A 15,709-nucleotide genomic window follows, 5' to 3' on the forward strand; every position below is an offset into this window, starting at 1 on the left:
CCTCAAGACGTTCCCATTGGTGATCTGTCAGTTCGTAGCGGCTCGGGCGAGACATTCAGGCTGGTTTCCTCCTACCTGTATCGTCTCATTTCCCATGCGCGTCGCTCTGAATGTCGATTCGCCCTAGCGCCTGGACGACCACCGCGCGCATGCAGCGCAGCATGGCCTCCGCCAGCAGCGAGGCCGGGCGGTGCGCCGGGCGCAGCGCCTGCACGGGCACGGCGATGGGCGGCTGCACGGCCAGCACGTCGACCTTGTCGCGCTCGGCCGAGGCGGCCGTGCAGGCATCGACCAGGGCGCAGGCCTGGCCATGGTGGGCCAGCGCCAGCGCCGCGTGGTAGGTCTGCACCGTGTAGGGGGCCTGCAGGCTGACCTCGGCCTCCCTGCAGGCATGGTTCACCAGGGTGCCTATGGGGTCGCTGGCCGCCAGGCGCACCAGGGGCTGCTGCGCCAGGTCGGACAGCGCGATGCTCCCGCCCGCCACCAGCGCCGGGGGCAGCATGCCGCGCGGGGCCACGCACAGCATGTGCGCGTCGGCCAGGTGCTCCTGCACCAGCGAGGGGTGGGCGGCGGCGGTGAAGACGAAGCCCAGGTCGGCCTCCTGGCGCAGCAGCGCCGCGACGATCTGCGGCGAATGCAGTGCGTCGATGGTGACGGCCACGCCCGGATACTGGGCGCGGAACGCGCGCAACGCGCGCGGCAGCAGCTCGACGCTGAGCGCGAACACCGTGAGGATGCGCAGCTCGTCGCAGCGCTGCGGGTTCTTCAGGCTGGCGGCCAGGCGCTGCACCTCATCGAGCTGTGCGAACAGCTGCTGCACCTGCGGGTACAGGGTCTGCGCCTCCTGCGTGGGCACGAGGCGGCCCTTGACGCGCTGGAACAGCGCAAACCCGAGCTGCAGCTCGGCATGGGCCAGGATGCGGCTGACGGCCGGCTGGGTGACGTTCATCAGGCGCGCCGCCGCGCTCACGCTGCCCGTGAGCATGACGGCGTTGAAGACTTCGATGTGGCGCAGGCGCATGGGGCGTCACCATGCCCGCTGCGGGGCAGCGGCGCAAGAGGGCGTGGACCTAGGCGTAGGCGCGGCGCGCCAGCGCGCGCGCAAGAATGGCCGTGGGGTCGATCAGCGTCCAGCCCTGCGCCTCGGGCGCCTGCGGCAGGGCCAGCGGGATTTCGGTGCAGGCCATGGCCAGCGCAATGTCGCCATGCTGCGCGCGCAGCGCCTGCCCCACGGCGACGAAGCGCTGCTGCGCCAGCGCCATGTCGCCGGCCTTGACGCCGTCGTAGATGCCCTGCATCAGCCATTGCCGCGCCTTTGCATCGGGCAGCACGCAGGCGATGCCCTGCACCGCGAAGGCCTGTTCGTACAGGCCGATGCGGTAGCTGCCCTCGGTGGCGAGCAGGGCCACGCGCTCCTGGCCCTGCGCGCGCAGCGCGGCCGCCGTCTCGCGCGGCATGTGCAGCAGCTCGACCTGGGGCACGCGCTCCTGCAGGGCCGCATGCCAGGCATGGGCGGTGTTGCAGGGCATGGCCACGGCGCGCGCGCCCAGGCCGGCCAGCTGCGCCAAGCCCTGCGCCATGGCTTCGAGCGGCTGGGGCGCCGCGCCGTCGGCGAGGGCGCGCGTGCGGTCGGGAATGGGCAGCTGCGCCATCCAGTGCGCGGGATAGGCCTGGTCGCACACGGCGTGGCCGTGGCTGCGCAGCCAGTCCTCGCAGGCGGCGACGAACAGGCGCGCGAAGTCCACGCCGGCGGCCGGGCCCATGCCGGCAAGGATGCCAACGGTGTGGGTACAGGGAGGCTGGTTCATCGCAATACGCTCGACATGGCGGACAGGCAGTTGAGCATGCGCACCGCGGCTTCCACGTCCGGCGCGTCGAAGCGCAGCGCGTCGCCGTCGGTGCGCACGAGCGTGGGCCACTGGCAAAACAGGTCGGCCAGCGCCGGGGTCTGGGTCTGCAGTTCGACGGCGATGGGGCCGGCCATGGCCAGCGGCGCGGTGGCGCGCGCCTGGGGAACAGCCTCGGCCACGCCGGCGCGGATGGCGGCGCAGGCGGCCTCGGGCGACAGGCTGGTGCCGCTGCCGAAACCGGTGGCGCGCTTGACCTCGATGAAGCGCGTGGCGGGCAGCAGCGCCTGGTATTCGGCAATGAAGGCGTCGTCGCCCGAGGCGGCGATCACCGGCACGCCGTACTGGCCGGCCAGCAGCCCGTAGATGCCCAGTTCGCCCAGCTCCTGGCCGTTGAAGCGCACGCGCGCGAAGGCGAAGCTGTTGATGGTGTGCGCCAGGATGCCGCGCCCCTTGGAGCGCGCGTGGTAGCCGATGCACACCAGGCCGTCCACGCCCAGCTCCACGCCGGCCACCATGCTCAGGTAGCGCGGCTTGCCCTGGATGGCCTGGGCGCGCGCGTCCAGCAGGTCGGGCGGCATGTTGCGAAAGCCCCCGTGCGAGTCGTTGACGTAGACCTCGCTGGCGCCGGCGTCGAACGCGCCGGCGATGGCGGCGCTGGCCTCCGCCGCCATCAGGCGGCGCGCGCGTTCGTACTCGGGGTTGCCGGCGCGCGTCTGCTCGGGATGGTAGACGCCGGCCACGCCCTCGATGTCCACGGAAACCAGGATCTTCATGGCCTTCCTTCGTTGATTCATAGTCAAAATGGCCTGTAACGCCTTCTGCACCTACGCTAGTAGCTCATTTATTCATAGCATGCAGCAGCGGGCGCAGCGCGTCACGGCGGTGGCCGTCGCGGCCGGTGACGGCCTGCGCGTGCCACAGCGCGTGCACGATGGCCTGCTCCACGCTGTCGGCGCCGGCCTGGAACAAGGGGTCGAGCAGCGCCTCGTGCACCAGGGCCACGGCGGGCATGGGCCCGGTGGGCAGGTGCGGCAGGGTGTAGGCCGTGGAGAACGCCAGCGCGATGTCGCCGCTGCCGTGGCCGTAGACCGACCCGGTGCGCGCCAGGCCCGCCGCGGCACGCAGCGCCAGGCGCCTGAGCTGGCGCGCGTCCAGCGGCGCGTCGGTGGCCAGCACCATGATGATCGAGCCCTTTTCCGGCTCGCTGCGCGCCGGCTGCCGCGCCGCCAGGCGCCGGCCCAGGGGCTGGCCGCCCCACACCAGGTTGGCCTGCACGCCGTAGTTGGCCAGCACCAGCGCGCCCACGGTGTGGCGGGCGCCGCCCCAGAGCAGCGCCTGGCGCGACGCCGTGCCGATGCCGCCCTTGAGCTGGAAGCTGGACATGCCGCGCCCGGCGCCCACCGCGCCCTGCTCCACCTCCACGCCCGCGCTGGTGCAGGCCAGGTCGTAGTGCCACGCCGTAACGGCCATGCGCTGGATGTCGTTGAGGTAGCCGTCGTTGCACTCCAGCACCAGCGGGTTCACCGTGGACCAGGCGCGCCCCACCTCGGGGTTGGCGGCGCAGCAGCGCGCGATCTGCGCCTGGGCGACGGCAGGCACCGAGAAGGTGTTGGTCAGCGCGACCGGCGTCTCCAGCTGGCCCAGTTCGTCCAGCTGCACCAGGCCCACGCTCTTGCCGAAGCCGTTGATGACGGCGGCGGCGGCCGGCACCTTGTGCAGGAAGGGGTCGCGCGCGTGCGGGTGGATGACGGTGACGCCGGTCTGCACGCCGCCGTCCGCCAGCGTGGCGTGGCCCACGGTGACGCCGGCCACGTCGGTGATCGCGTCGCGCGCGCCGGCGTCCAGCAGGCCGATGCGGGGGGGCTGGTCCATCATGTCTGGCGGTCGATCTTGGGGTCGAGCGCGTCGCGCAGGCCGTCGCCCAGCAGGTTGAATGCCAGCACGGTGAAGAAGATGGCCAGGCTGGGGAACAGCGCCACGTGCGGCGCGTTGACCATGTCGGCGCGCGCCTCGTTGAGCATGGCGCCCCACTCGGGCGTGGGCGGCTGCGCGCCCATGCCCAGGAAGGACAGGCTGGCCGCCGTGATGATGGAGGTGCCCACGCGCATCGTGAAGTAGACGACGATGGACGAGATCGTGCCCGGCAGGATGTGGCGCACGATGATGGTGAAGTCGCTCGCGCCTATGCTCTGCGCCGACTCGATGTAGGTCATGTGCTTGAGCACCAGCGTGTTGCCGCGCACCAGGCGCGCGAACGCCGGCACGCTGAAGACGGCGACGGCGACGATCACGTTGGTCATGCTGCTGCCCAGGATGGCCACCACGCCCAGCGCCAGCAGGATGCCGGGGAAGGCGAACAGCACGTCGGAGATGCGCATCACGATGCGGTCCCACCAGCCCTCGTAGTAACCCGCCAGCAGCCCCAGCGTGGTGCCGATGGCGCAGCCTATGGCCACCGACAGGAAGCCCGCCGCCAGCGAGATGCGCGCGCCCATCAGGATGCGGCTGAAGATGTCGCGCCCCAGCGGATCGACGCCGAACCAGTGCAGGGCCGAGGGCCCTTCGTTCAGGCGGTCGTAGTCGAAGTAGTTCTCGGCGTCGAACGGCACGATCCAGGGCGCCAGCACGGCCACCAGCACCAGCAGCGCCACGAAGACCAGCGCGGCCACGGCCACGTGCTGCTTCTTGAACTTGCGCCAGAACTCGCGCCAGGGCGTGCGCACGGCCTGGGACGCGCCGCTGGCCGCCGCGGGCATGGAGGAAATCACGGGCGTGGTCATGGGCGGCTCACTTGTAGCGGATGGTGGGGTTGATGAAGCCGTAGGCCATGTCCACCACCAGGTTGATCAGGATGAACTCCAGCGAGAACAGCAGCACCAGCGTCTGGATCACGGGGTAGTCGCGCATGGTCACGGCATCGACCAGCAGGCGCCCCAGGCCCGGCCAGTTGAACACCGCCTCGACGACGATGGAGCCGCCCAGCAGGAAGCCGAATTGCAGGCCCATCATCGTGACCACCGGGATCAGCGCGTTGCGCAGGCAGTGCTTGAGCACCACGACGCGCTCGTTCAGCCCCTTGGCGCGCGCGGTGCGCACGAAGTCCTCCTGCACCACCTCGACGAACGACGCGCGCGTGAAGCGCGCCATCACCGCCGCCACGGCCGCGCCCAGCGTGATCGACGGAAGGATGTAGTGGCGCCACGAATCGGCCCCCACCGTGGGCAGCCAGCCCAGGTTCACCGAGAAGACCTGCATCAGCATCATGCCCAGCGCGAACGCGGGAAACGAGATGCCCGAGACCGCCAGCGTCATGCCCAGCCGGTCGGGCCATTGGTTGCGGTACACGGCCGAGACGATGCCTATGCCCATGCCGAAGATGACCGACCAGACCATGCTGGTGATGGTGAGCAGCAGCGTGGGCATGAAGCGCTCGCCGATCTCGGCCGACACCGGGCGGCGCGTACGCATCGAGACGCCGAAATCACCCTGCACCATGCGCGAGAAGAAATGCACAAACTGCTCGGGCAGCGGCCGGTCCAGGCCCAGCTCCTGGCGCACGAGCTGCACCGTGGCCCCGTCGGCGTCCTGTCCCGCGGCCAGGCGCGCGGGGTCGCCGGGCAGCATGTGGACGAACAGGAACACCAGCACCGCCACGATCAGCAGCGTGGGCAGGAGCCCCAGCAGTCGTTTGAGGAAATAGTTCAGCATGGGTATAGGGAATGGGGGACGCTCCCCCTCCCGCATGCGGGAGGGGGCCGGGGTTTACTTCACCGCGATTTCGTCGCTGTTGATGTTGCCGTCGGGCATCACGTGCACGCCGGACAGGCGCTTGGCATGGGCCGAGAGGTTCTCCTCGGTCACCAGCGGGATGCGGGGCAGGTCCTTCATCAGCTGCTCCTGCACCGTCTTGTAGAAGGCGGCGCGCTCGTTGCTGTCGGTGGTGACCAGTGCCTTGGCGATGCCGCCGTCCACCACCTCGTTGCTGTAGAAGGACATGTTGTTGAGCTTGGGCGCCCAGGACTCCGTGGCGAACAGCGGGCGCAGCGCCCAGTCGGCCTCGCCCGTGGACGAGGACCAGCCCGTGTAGTACAGGCGCACCTTGGCGGTCTTGGGGTCGGGCCAGGCGTCCACCCACTCGGTGCGCTGGCCCACCTCCAGCGCCTGCACCTGCAGCTTGATGCCGACCTGCTGCAGCTGCTGCTGCACGAACTGCAGCACCTTCTGCGTGGTGGTGTTGCTGTAGGCGCCCCAGAGCGTGGACTCGAAGCCGTTCGGATAGCCCGCCTCCTTCAGCAGCTCGCGCGCCTTCTGCACGTTGTAGGGAATCGGGTCCATCTTCACCGCGTACTGGATGCCCTGCGGCACGATGCCCTGCGCCGGGAAGGCGTAGCCGCCGAAGGCCACCTTGGCCAGCGCTTCCTTGTTGATCGCATAGGCGATGGCCTGGCGCACCTTGGGGTTGTCGTAGGGCTTCTGCAGCACGTTCATGGCCAGGAAGCGCACGATGATCGACGGCGTGCTCACCACCTCGACCTTGTCCGCCTTCTTCAGGTTCGCGGCCTGCTCGTACGGCACCGGGTAGGCGAAGTCGGCCTCGCCGGTCTGCAGCATCGCCGCGCGGGTGTTGTTCTCGAGCACGGGCTTCCAGGTGATCTGGTCGATCCTGGGGTAGCCCTTCTTCCAGTAGCCGGCGAACTTCTTGCCCACGATGGCCTCGGTCTGCTTCCACTCGACGAACTCGTAGGGGCCGGTGCCGACCGGGTGGAAGGCGATGTCCTTGCTGCCCCACTTCTTCAACGCGGCCGGCGAAATGATCGCGGCCGACGCGTGGGCCAGCGAGTTGATGAACGGGCCGAAGGGCTCCTTCAGCGTGATGCGCACGGTCTGCGGGTTCACCGCCTCGACCTTGGCGATCCGGTTGAACTGCGTGGCGCGCAGCAGGCGGTTGGCCGGGTCCATCACGCGGTCGAGGTTGACCTTGACGGCCTCGGCGTTGAAGTCCGTGCCGTCGTGGAACTTCACGCCCTGGCGCAGCTTGAAGGTGTAGACCAGGCCGTCCTTGGAGACGTCATGACTCTCGGCCAGCACGTTCCTGACCTTCAGGTCCTTGTCGAACTGGAACAGGCCCTCGTAGAAGGTCTTGGTCACGGCCGTGGTCAGCGTGGTGTTGGTGTTGTAGGGGTCCAGCGTCTCGGGCTGGCCGCCTATGGCCAGCACGGCGTTGCCGGCGGCCAGCGCGCCCGTGGATACGGCCAGCGCGGCCAGGGCCAGCAGGCTGCGGCGGAAGGTGACAGTGGTCTTCTTCATGGGGAATCTCCGGGTTGGTGGAAGAATGGCGGTTGCTAGCAAAAAAGCAGCTGTTAGCGCTTGTTGGGCAAGGGCTTGAGGCCTGTTTGGCTTCAAGCCGTCTGCGGCGCGACGAAATGCCCCGGCCCCACCTCCTGCAGCGGCGGCACCACGGGCTCGTCGCCCACGGGGCGGATGGGGCTGGGGATCTCGCCTTCGAGCAGCGCGCGCTTGAGGTGGCGGCGCGCCGGGTCGGCGATGGGCACGGCGGACATGAGCTTGCGGGTGTACGGGTGCCGGGGGTTCTCGAAGATCGCGCGGCGCGGCCCGATCTCGACGATGCGCCCCAGGTACATCACGGCCACGCGGTGGCTGATGCGCTCGACCACGGCCATGTCGTGCGAGATGAACAGGAAAGCCACGCCCAGCTCGCGCTGCAGGTCGAGCATCAGGTTCACGATCTGCGCCTGGATGGACACGTCCAGCGCCGACACCGACTCGTCGGCGACGACGACCTTGGGGTTCAGCGCCAGGGCGCGCGCGATCGCGATGCGCTGGCGCTGGCCGCCGGAGAACTCGTGCGGGTAGCGCTGCGCATGCTCGCGCGGCAGGCCCACCTTCTCCAGCAGCCAGTCCACGCGCGCCTGGGCCTGCTCGCGCGTGCCGATCCTGTGCACCAGCAGCGGCTCCATGATGGAGAAGCCCACGGTCAGGCGCGGGTCGAGCGAGGCGAACGGGTCCTGGAAGATGAACTGGATGTCGCGGCGCAGCGCCTGCACTTCGCTGCGCGGCAGGTCGAGGATGTTGCGCCCGCCGAACTCGATGGCGCCGCTCTGGCTCTCCACCAGGCGCAGCAGCGAGCGGCCGGTGGTCGACTTGCCGCAGCCCGATTCGCCCACCAGCGCCAGGGTCTCGCCCGGGTACAGGTCGAAGCTGACCTGCTCCACGGCATGCACGCGGCGCGTGACGCGGTTGAGCAGGCCCGAGCGCAGGTCGAAGCGCGTAACCAGGTTCTTCACGCGCAGGATGGGCTGCGCGTCCGCGGGGCGCGTGTCCACGGGCGAGGACTGCCCCGCCAGCGTGCTGCCGTCGGGGCGCAGCAGGTCGAACGGGCGCGGCAGGTCCGTGCCCTGCATGGCGCCGAGCTTGGGCACCGCCGAGAGCAGCGCGCGCGTGTAGGGATGGCGGGGCGCGGCGAAGACGTCGGCGCTGGCGCCCTCCTCCACCTTGTCGCCCCGGTACATGACGAGCACGCGGTCGGCCACCTCGGCCACCACGCCCATGTCATGCGTGATGAAGATCACGCCCATGCGCATCTCCTCCTGCAGCTGGCGGATGAGCTGCAGGATCTGCGCCTGGATCGTCACGTCCAGCGCCGTGGTGGGCTCGTCGGCGATCAGGAGCTGGGGCTTGCACGACAGCGCCATGGCGATCATCACGCGCTGGCGCATGCCGCCCGAGAGCTGGTGCGGGAAGCGGTCGAGCACGTTCCTCGCCTCGGGGATGCGCACCAGTTCGAGCATGCGCAGCGCCTCGGCGCGCGCGCCGGCGCGGCCCATGCCCTGGTGCACGCGGATGGACTCGGCGATCTGCTCGCCCGCGGTGAACACCGGGTTCAGGCTGGTCATGGGCTCCTGGAAGATCATGGCCACGTCGGCGCCGCGCACGTCGCGCATCTGCGCCTGCGTCGCCCGGGCCACGTCCAGCACCTGGCCGCCGCGCCGGCGCAGGAGCGCCGAGCCGCCGATGATCCTGCCGCCGCCATGCTCCACCAGGCGCATCAGCGCCAGCGAGGTGACGGACTTGCCCGAGCCCGACTCGCCCACGATGGCCAGGGTCTCGCCCCGGTCCACGTGGAAGGAGAGATCGCGCACGGCATCCACGGTGCGCTCGGAGGTGGCAAAGCGCACGCTCAGCCCGCTGACGGCCAGCACGCGCTGCTCGGGCAGCTGCAGGGGCGCGGCGGCATGGGAGGAATGGGTCGTCATGGCAGAGTGGCCCCGGTCAACGGTAGATGAAGGATTCGGGCGCCTGGCCCACGCGCGCCAGGCCGCGGTACATGCCCTCGGTGTTGAAGGGCAGGCACACGTTGCCCAGGCGGTCGACGGCGATCAGCCCGCCCGTGCCGCCGACGGCGGCCAGCGCCCGGTGCACCACGGCGTCGCTCGCCTCGTGCAGCGCCTGCCCGCCGTAGGCCATGCGCGCGCAGACGTCGTGCGCGGCGGCCACGCGGATGAAGCTCTCGCCATGGCCGGTGCAGGAGACGGCGGCCGTGCGGTCGTCGGCATAGGTGCCGGCGCCGATCAGCGGGCTGTCGCCCACGCGGCCCGGGCGCTTGTTGGTCAGGCCGCCGGTGGAGGTGGCCGCCGCCAGGTGGCCCCGCGCATCGAGCGCCACCGCGCCCACCGTGCCCATCTTGCGGCCCTCGTGCAGCGGGCCCTCCTGGACGCGCGCGGCCAGGGCGGCGGCGCCGTCGTGGTCCAGCACCGCGCCGGCCGCACTGGCCTGGGCCGCGCGCAGCTGGGCCAGGCGCGCCTCGGTGGAAAAGTAGCCGGGCTGCACCATCGCCAGGCCGGCCGATTGCGCCAGGCGCTCGGCGCCGGCGCCGATCATCAGCACATGCCGGCCGTCGCGCAGCACCTCGCGCGCGGCCAGCACCGGGTTGCGCACGCGGGCCACGCCCGCCACGGCCCCGGCGGCCAGCGTGGCGCCGTCCATCACGGCGGCGTCGAGCTCGTGCGTGGCGTCGGCCGTGAACACCGCGCCGTGGCCGGCGTTGAACAGCGCGCAGTCCTCGAGCGCCTGCACGGCCACGCACACCGCATCGAGCGCCGTGCCGCCGCCCGCCAGCACGGCCTGGCCGGCGCGCAGCACGTCCTGCAGCGCGGCGTGGTAGGTGCGCTCCTGCGCGGGGCTGATGTGGCTGCGCGTGAGCGTGCCGGCACCGCCGTGGATGGCGATGACGGGCACGGCGGCGCGTGCTGCATGGGGCATGGTCGTCATTCGGAAGATTCGGAAGGGATGGGCGCAGGGCCCGATGCGCCGGCGCGGCCCGCGCCGTGCAGCCAGGGCAGCACGGCCTCGGTCATGCGCGTGGCGTTCTGCACCGTGTCGCGCGTGTGCAGCGCGACGGCGCTGACCAGGGCCTCGATCAGCGCGAGCACCGTGGTCTCGGAATTCACCGCGTGGTAGCTCTCGGTCTTGGCGAACAGGCAATGGCGCGCCAGCGGCACGAGCGGCGAATGCGCGCCGTCGGTCAGCGCCAGGATGGGGACGCCGCGCTCGTGCGCCGCGCGCGCCAGCGCCACGCTGTCGCGCAGGTAGCGCGGGAAGCTGATCACGATGAACAGGTCCTGCGCCCCCATGCGCGGCAGCTGGCGCGCGCCGTCCGTGGCGCCGGCGACGCTGGAGAGCAGGTGCACGTTCTCGCAGTGCATGTCGAGCCCGCGCGCCAGCATGCCGGCCAGCCAGCCCGAGGCGCCATAGCCGAGCACGTAGACGCGCCGCGCCGTTGCGACGGCCTGCACCGCGGCCGCGCAGGCCGCGGGGTCGAGCGCGGCGCGCGTGGCGGCGATGTTGTTCTGGCTCTCTTCGAGCACCGCCACGAAGGCGTCATGCGCGCTGCCGGGCTTTTCCAGGCGCACGCGCATCTTCTCCACGGGCGCCAGCATGGCCTCGAAACCCTTGACCAGCTCGGCGCGCAGCATGGGGTAGCCGTCCAGCCCGATGGCGCGCGCGAAGCGGTTGGCCGTCGCCACCGACACGCCCACCGCCGACGCCAGCTCATCGATGGGCATGGTGGCCGCCTGCAGGGGGCGCTTGAGCACGTAGTCCGCGATCTGCTGGTGCGAGGGCGTGAGCTGCATGCGCGCCTGCGCGATGCGCGTGGCAATCGAGACCTGCTGCGGGCTGTCTGGCACGGGCTTGGGCATGGCGGAAGAATGCGGTGTTGATAAAAAATTTACAAGCGCGAATCCTAAAGAAAAATTTCAATCATTCAAGCGCCGGGCGGGCTTTACGGACTGGTAGAAACCCGCATCTCCCGTGGTCTACACAGCAAAAAGGCCCGCAGAGCGGGCCTTGGGATGGGGGAACGGGACGGGGAGCGGCCTACTTGATCGTGGTCCAGATCGGCATCGGGCGGTCGTCCGCGCGGTGCACCGTCTCCACGTTCTTGCGCATGGCCCAGGGGCGGATCTGGTGGTGCAGCGGCAGGTAGTAGTACTCGTCCTTGGTCAGCTTGAGCGCGTCGTGGAGCAGCGCGTCGCGCTTCGCGGTGTCCATCTCGACCTTGATCTGCTGGATCATGCCGTCGAGCTTGGCGTCGCTGAAGCGGCCGCCGTTGTAGACGCCCGCGGCGGTCTTGCCGTCCTTGGTGGACATGAGGGAGTCCAGCGTGTACAGCGCGTCGAACGTGGCCACGCCCCAGCCGAACAGGTAGGCGCTCACGTCGTTGTTCATCACGCGCGTGACGAACTGCGCCATGGGCGCGGTCTGCAGCTGCGTCTTGACGCCGATGCGCGTCCACATGGCGGTGACGGCCTGGCAGATGGCCTCGTCGTTCACGTAGCGGTCGTTGGGGCAGTCGAGCCTGAGCGAGAAGCCCTGCGGATAGCCCGCGTCGGCCAGCAGCTTCTTGGCGGCCTCCACGTCGTACTTGGCGGCGCGCTCATCGAGCTGCTTGCTCCAGCCATGCACCATGGGCGCGACCATCACGCCGGCGGGCACCGACAGGTTGCGCATGGTGCGGCTGTGCAGGCCGGCCGAGTCGATGGCCTGGTACAGCGCCTGGCGCACGCGCTTGTCCTTGAGCGGGTTCTTGCCGGGCGTGCCGGCGCCGGGCAGCTCGTCGCGGAACTGGTCCAGGCCCAGGTAGATGGTGCGGTTCTCGGCGCCCTCGATGAGCTTGAGGCTGGCGTCGGCCTTCATGCGCGCCAGGTCCTGCGGCGGCGGATCGACGACGAAGTCCACCTGCCCCGACACCAGCGCCGCCGTACGCGTGGCGGCCGACTTGATGGGGGTGAACACCACCTCGTCGATGTTGCCCTTGGGCTTGTCCCACCAGCCGGGGTTCTTCTTGAGCGTGAGCTTCTGGTCGGGCTGCCAGCTCACCAGGGAGAAGGGGCCCGTGCCGTTGGCGTTGCGCGAGGCGAAGCTCTCTTCCTTGCCGGCGTAGTCCTGCGACTTGAGCGAGTTGTGCTTCTCGGCCCAGGCCTTGTTCATGATGCGCGCCTCGGTGATCTCGCGCAGCAGGATGGGGTTGGGGCCCTTGAGGATCAGGTCCACGGTGTAGTCGTCGACCTTCTTGACCTCCTTGACGCTTTGCACCGCGGACATCATGTTGGACGGCGCCGTGCCCGCGCGCGTGAGCGAGAACACCACGTCGTCGGCCGTGAACGGCGCGCCGTCGTGGAATTTGACGCCCTTGCGCAGTTCGAACCTCACCTGGGTGGGCGTGATCTGGGTCCACTTCGTCGCCAGCGCGGGCTCGATCTGGTACTTCGCGTCGTAGCGCACCAGGCTCTCGTAGATCTGCTGCAGGAACGCGTGCGTGGTCTGGTGGTTCTGGGCGTGGGGATCGATGGTGAGAATGTCGTTGGCGCCCGCCCAGCGCATGTTGGCCGCCTGGGCCGCCCCCATGGCCAGAAGCACGGCAGTCCCCACCAGGCCGAATTTGAATTGGCTGCGTCGCGTCATCGGCTTGTCTCCTGAGGTTGTTTGCAAGCCATGCATCCTACCCAAAACGGCAACGGCCGCACGAAGGCGGCCGTTGTCGCTGCGCGTGGCGGATCAGCGGAACTTGGGCAGGTTGAACTGCGGCGGCACGCCCATGCGCTTGTTGATGATCCACTGCTGGGCGATGGACAGGATGTTGTTCGTCAGCCAGTACAGCACCAGGCCGGCCGGGAAGAAGAAGAACATCACGCTGAACATCAGCGGCATGAGCCACATCATCTTGGCCTGCATCGGGTCGGGCGGCGCGGGGTTGAGCGCGGTCTGCAGCAGCGAGCTGGCCGTCATGAGCAGCGGCAGGATGAAGAACGGGTCGGGCGAGGACAGGTCGTGGATCCAGCCGATCCACGGCGCGCCGCGCATCTCCACGCTCGACAGCAGCACCCAGTAGAGTGCGATGAACACGGGGATCTGGATCATGATGGGCAGGCAGCCGCCCATGGGGTTGACCTTCTCCTCGCGGTAGATGCGCATCATCTCCTGCTGCATCTGCTGCGGCTTGTCCTTGAGGCGCTCGCGCATCTCCTGGATGCGCGGGTTGATGGCCTTCATCTTGGCCATGCTGGCGTAGGCCTTGGCATTGAGCCAGTAGAACGCGATCTTGAGCAGCACCACCAGCGCCACGATGGACCAGCCCCAGTTGGCGATCACCTTGTGCAGCTGGTCCAGCAGCCAGTACAGCGGCTTGGCCAGGATGGTGAGCCAGCCGTAGTCCTTCACCAGCTCCAGGCCGGGGGCCAGCTTTTCCAGCAGGGTCTCGATCTGCGGGCCGGCGAACAGGCGCGCGTCCATGGCCTTGGACTGGCCCGGGGCGATCTCGCCGAGCTGCGCGATCATGCCCACGGAGTAGAGGTTGGCGTCGACCTTGCGCACGAAGTTGTCGCGCTGCACGCCGTCGGCCAGCAGCCAGGCGGTGGCGAAGTAGTGCTGCACCATGGCCACGTAGCCGTTGGTGGAGGACTTGTCGATCTCGGCCTTGCCGCTCTCGATGTCCTTGAACTCCACCTTGTGGTACTTCTTGGCCTCGGTGTAGACGGCCGGGCCGGTGAAGGTGGAATAGAACGACGATTCGCCCGCGGGCTTGTTGCCGTCGCGCGCCAGCTGCAGGTACAGCTGCGGCGAGACGGGCGCGGTGCCGGTGTTGACCACCTCGTGGCGCACGGCCACGTCGTAGGCGCCGCGCTTGAGCGTCCAGGTCTTGACCAGCTTCACGCCCCCCAGGTCAGGCGACTCGAAGCGCACCTGCAGTTCGTTCTCGCCGTCCTTGAGCTCGCGCGGGCCGGACACCAGCGCCATGGGGGTCTTGTGGGTGGGATAAGCGCCGCCGATGAGGCCCGTCTGCGCCACATAGACGCGGTCGGCGCTTTCATCGAGCAGCAGGAAGGGCTTGGACTTGTCCCCCATCTCCGGGTACTTCAGCAGCTCGCCCTGCACCAGCGATCCGCCCTCGGTGTCGAAGGCCAGGCGCAGCACGTCGGTGCTCACCGTGACGCGCTCGCGCGGGGTGGCTGCGGGCTGGACCGGGCTGCCGGCCGGCGGCGGCGCGGCCGCGCCGGGCGCGGCGCTGCTGGCCGCGGGAACGCTGGCCGCGCCCGCCACGGACGCCGCCACCGCCGGCGCGCTGGCCGTCTGGGCCGGCGGCGTGGGGAAGAAGGTGGCCTTGTTGCCGTTGTGGATCTGCCACTTGTCCCACAGCAAAACCATGGAAAAGCCAAAGATCACCCACAGGATGGTGCGGCGGATGTCGTTCATGAATGCTTCGTAGGTGAAGAGGATGGAGTGTCGGAAGGCGTGAGCCGCGAGAACAGGCGCATGCCGCGCGGCAGTTGCTGCGGCACGGGATCATGCCCTCCCTCGCACCAGGGGTGGCAGCGCGCCAGGCGCCGCACGGTGAGGTAGCTGCCCGCGGCGGCGCCGTGCTTCTCCAGCGCCTGCAGGGAATACAGCGAGCAGGTGGGCTCGAAGCGGCAGGCCGACCCGATCCAGGGACTGAGCAGCAGCCGGTAGCCCCGCACCAGGGCCATGAGCAGCGCGCGCATCATGGCGCGGCCCCCGCCGCCGCGCCGCGCCGCTCGGCCGCGGCGAACAGCTGCTGCAGCTCGGCGCGCACGGCGGCCTTCAGGGCGTCCGACGTGGCGCTCACGAAATGCTTGCGGTCGAAGGCCGCGCGCAGGCGCACCACGTGGGCGGCCTGCGGCATGCGCGGCTCGAAGCCGGCGGCCACGGCATGGATCTGCCGCTTGATGGTGTTGCGCGTGACCGCGCGGCGTGCCCAGCGCTTGGGCACCATGGCCCCGAGCCAGACGCCGGGCTGCCCCTGGGGAACGGCGAACAGGGCCTGCGACTCCCATGCCTTCGGCAAGGGGTCGGGCCCTGCGGGTGCCGCCCCGGCGGCCGGAAGGCCGAGCCGGTGCAGCGCGAAATGCGCCGTGCGCGAGACCGTGCCTCCCGCCATGGCAGCCTGGAACTGGGCGCGGGTTTTCAGCCGGTGCATGGGAGCAGCGTCCCCGCTCGGGCGGCGCCGAGCGGCACGGCCTTAGACGGCCAGGCGCTTGCGACCCTTGGCGCGGCGGGCGTTGATGACGGCGCGGCCGCCGCGCGTCTTCATGCGCACGAGGAAACCATGGGTGCGTGCGCGGCGGGTCTTGGAAGGCTGGTAGGTACGTTTCATGTTCAATCCTTGAAGGGTTCAGTTACAGGCGCCGCTTCGATCGGCCGCGCCCGCCGGACTGGCCGCCCGCCTTGCACGACATCGACTGGCATCGCGCAAGAAAAGCAGCCGCCCGGGCTCGATCACCCTGAACGCATTCAGGGAAACCCGCGATTATTGCAGGGCGGCC

General features: G+C 69.8%; 15 protein-coding genes. All 15 read right to left on the reverse strand.

Translation table 11 applies throughout. From position 1 onward, the window contains the following. Positions 1-85: 85 nt before the first annotated feature. The 15 genes from ACX12L_RS20875 to rpmH all read right to left on the reverse strand — a co-directional run bounded on the left by ACX12L_RS20875 (position 86) and on the right by rpmH (position 15,540). A complete protein-coding gene (locus tag ACX12L_RS20875) occupies positions 86-1,021 on the reverse strand; it encodes a LysR substrate-binding domain-containing protein (protein ID WP_459264351.1) in 936 nt (311 codons plus the stop codon). Positions 1,022-1,070: 49 nt separating this feature from the next. Next, positions 1,071-1,808 (reverse strand): aspartate/glutamate racemase family protein, encoded by a 738-nt coding sequence (locus ACX12L_RS20880; protein WP_459264352.1) that lies wholly within the window; start codon positions 1,806-1,808, stop codon positions 1,071-1,073. After that, a complete protein-coding gene (locus tag ACX12L_RS20885; RefSeq protein ID WP_459264353.1) occupies positions 1,805-2,623 on the reverse strand; it encodes a M55 family metallopeptidase in 819 nt (272 codons plus the stop codon). Before ACX12L_RS20885 ends, ACX12L_RS20880 begins: the two co-directional genes overlap by 4 nt. 64 nt (positions 2,624-2,687) lie before the next feature. Further along, positions 2,688-3,725 carry a P1 family peptidase gene (locus tag ACX12L_RS20890; protein WP_459264354.1) on the reverse strand — a complete coding sequence of 346 codons (1,038 nt, stop codon included), beginning with the start codon at positions 3,723-3,725 and terminating at the stop codon, positions 2,688-2,690. Beyond that, a complete protein-coding gene (gene gsiD, locus ACX12L_RS20895; protein ID WP_459264355.1) occupies positions 3,722-4,630 on the reverse strand; it encodes a glutathione ABC transporter permease GsiD in 909 nt (302 codons plus the stop codon). The genes ACX12L_RS20890 and gsiD overlap by 4 nt, the downstream gene beginning before the upstream one ends. A 7-nt stretch (positions 4,631-4,637) precedes the next feature. Continuing rightward, the gene (gene gsiC, locus ACX12L_RS20900; RefSeq protein WP_459264356.1) at positions 4,638-5,558 is read right to left on the reverse strand and encodes a glutathione ABC transporter permease GsiC; all 921 of its coding nucleotides are present in this window, start codon (positions 5,556-5,558) and stop codon (positions 4,638-4,640) included. A 54-nt stretch (positions 5,559-5,612) separates the two neighbouring features. Next, positions 5,613-7,157, reverse strand: a complete 1,545-nt coding sequence (gene gsiB, locus ACX12L_RS20905; RefSeq protein WP_459264357.1) for a glutathione ABC transporter substrate-binding protein GsiB — start codon at positions 7,155-7,157, stop codon at positions 5,613-5,615. A gap of 92 nt (positions 7,158-7,249) precedes the next feature. Continuing rightward, the gene (locus tag ACX12L_RS20910) at positions 7,250-9,124 is read right to left on the reverse strand and encodes a dipeptide ABC transporter ATP-binding protein (protein WP_459264358.1); all 1,875 of its coding nucleotides are present in this window, start codon (positions 9,122-9,124) and stop codon (positions 7,250-7,252) included. Between the two features lie 16 nt (positions 9,125-9,140). Continuing rightward, positions 9,141-10,139: an isoaspartyl peptidase/L-asparaginase family protein gene (locus ACX12L_RS20915; protein ID WP_459264359.1), complete on the reverse strand. Its 999-nt coding sequence runs from the start codon at positions 10,137-10,139 to the stop codon at positions 9,141-9,143. Continuing rightward, a complete protein-coding gene (locus ACX12L_RS20920; protein ID WP_459264360.1) occupies positions 10,136-11,068 on the reverse strand; it encodes a MurR/RpiR family transcriptional regulator in 933 nt (310 codons plus the stop codon). Before ACX12L_RS20920 ends, ACX12L_RS20915 begins: the two co-directional genes overlap by 4 nt. A 178-nt stretch (positions 11,069-11,246) precedes the next feature. Further along, positions 11,247-12,833, reverse strand: a complete 1,587-nt coding sequence (locus ACX12L_RS20925) for an ABC transporter substrate-binding protein (protein WP_459264361.1) — start codon at positions 12,831-12,833, stop codon at positions 11,247-11,249. A 93-nt stretch (positions 12,834-12,926) separates the two neighbouring features. Further along, on the reverse strand, positions 12,927-14,621 hold the full coding sequence (yidC, locus tag ACX12L_RS20930) for a membrane protein insertase YidC (RefSeq protein ID WP_459264362.1): 1,695 nt from the start codon (positions 14,619-14,621) through the stop codon (positions 12,927-12,929). Then, positions 14,618-14,911 (reverse strand): membrane protein insertion efficiency factor YidD, encoded by a 294-nt coding sequence (gene yidD / locus ACX12L_RS20935; RefSeq protein ID WP_013521157.1) that lies wholly within the window; start codon positions 14,909-14,911, stop codon positions 14,618-14,620. The genes yidC and yidD overlap by 4 nt, the downstream gene beginning before the upstream one ends. Further along, positions 14,908-15,363 carry a ribonuclease P protein component gene (locus tag ACX12L_RS20940; protein WP_459264363.1) on the reverse strand — a complete coding sequence of 152 codons (456 nt, stop codon included), beginning with the start codon at positions 15,361-15,363 and terminating at the stop codon, positions 14,908-14,910. The genes yidD and ACX12L_RS20940 overlap by 4 nt, the downstream gene beginning before the upstream one ends. 42 nt (positions 15,364-15,405) lie before the next feature. Then, entirely contained in the window at positions 15,406-15,540 is a 135-nt protein-coding gene (rpmH, locus tag ACX12L_RS20945; RefSeq protein ID WP_005798102.1) for a 50S ribosomal protein L34, read from the reverse strand. Positions 15,541-15,709: the final 169 nt, after the last annotated feature.

Source organism: Alicycliphilus sp. T452 (genome assembly GCF_054512775.1).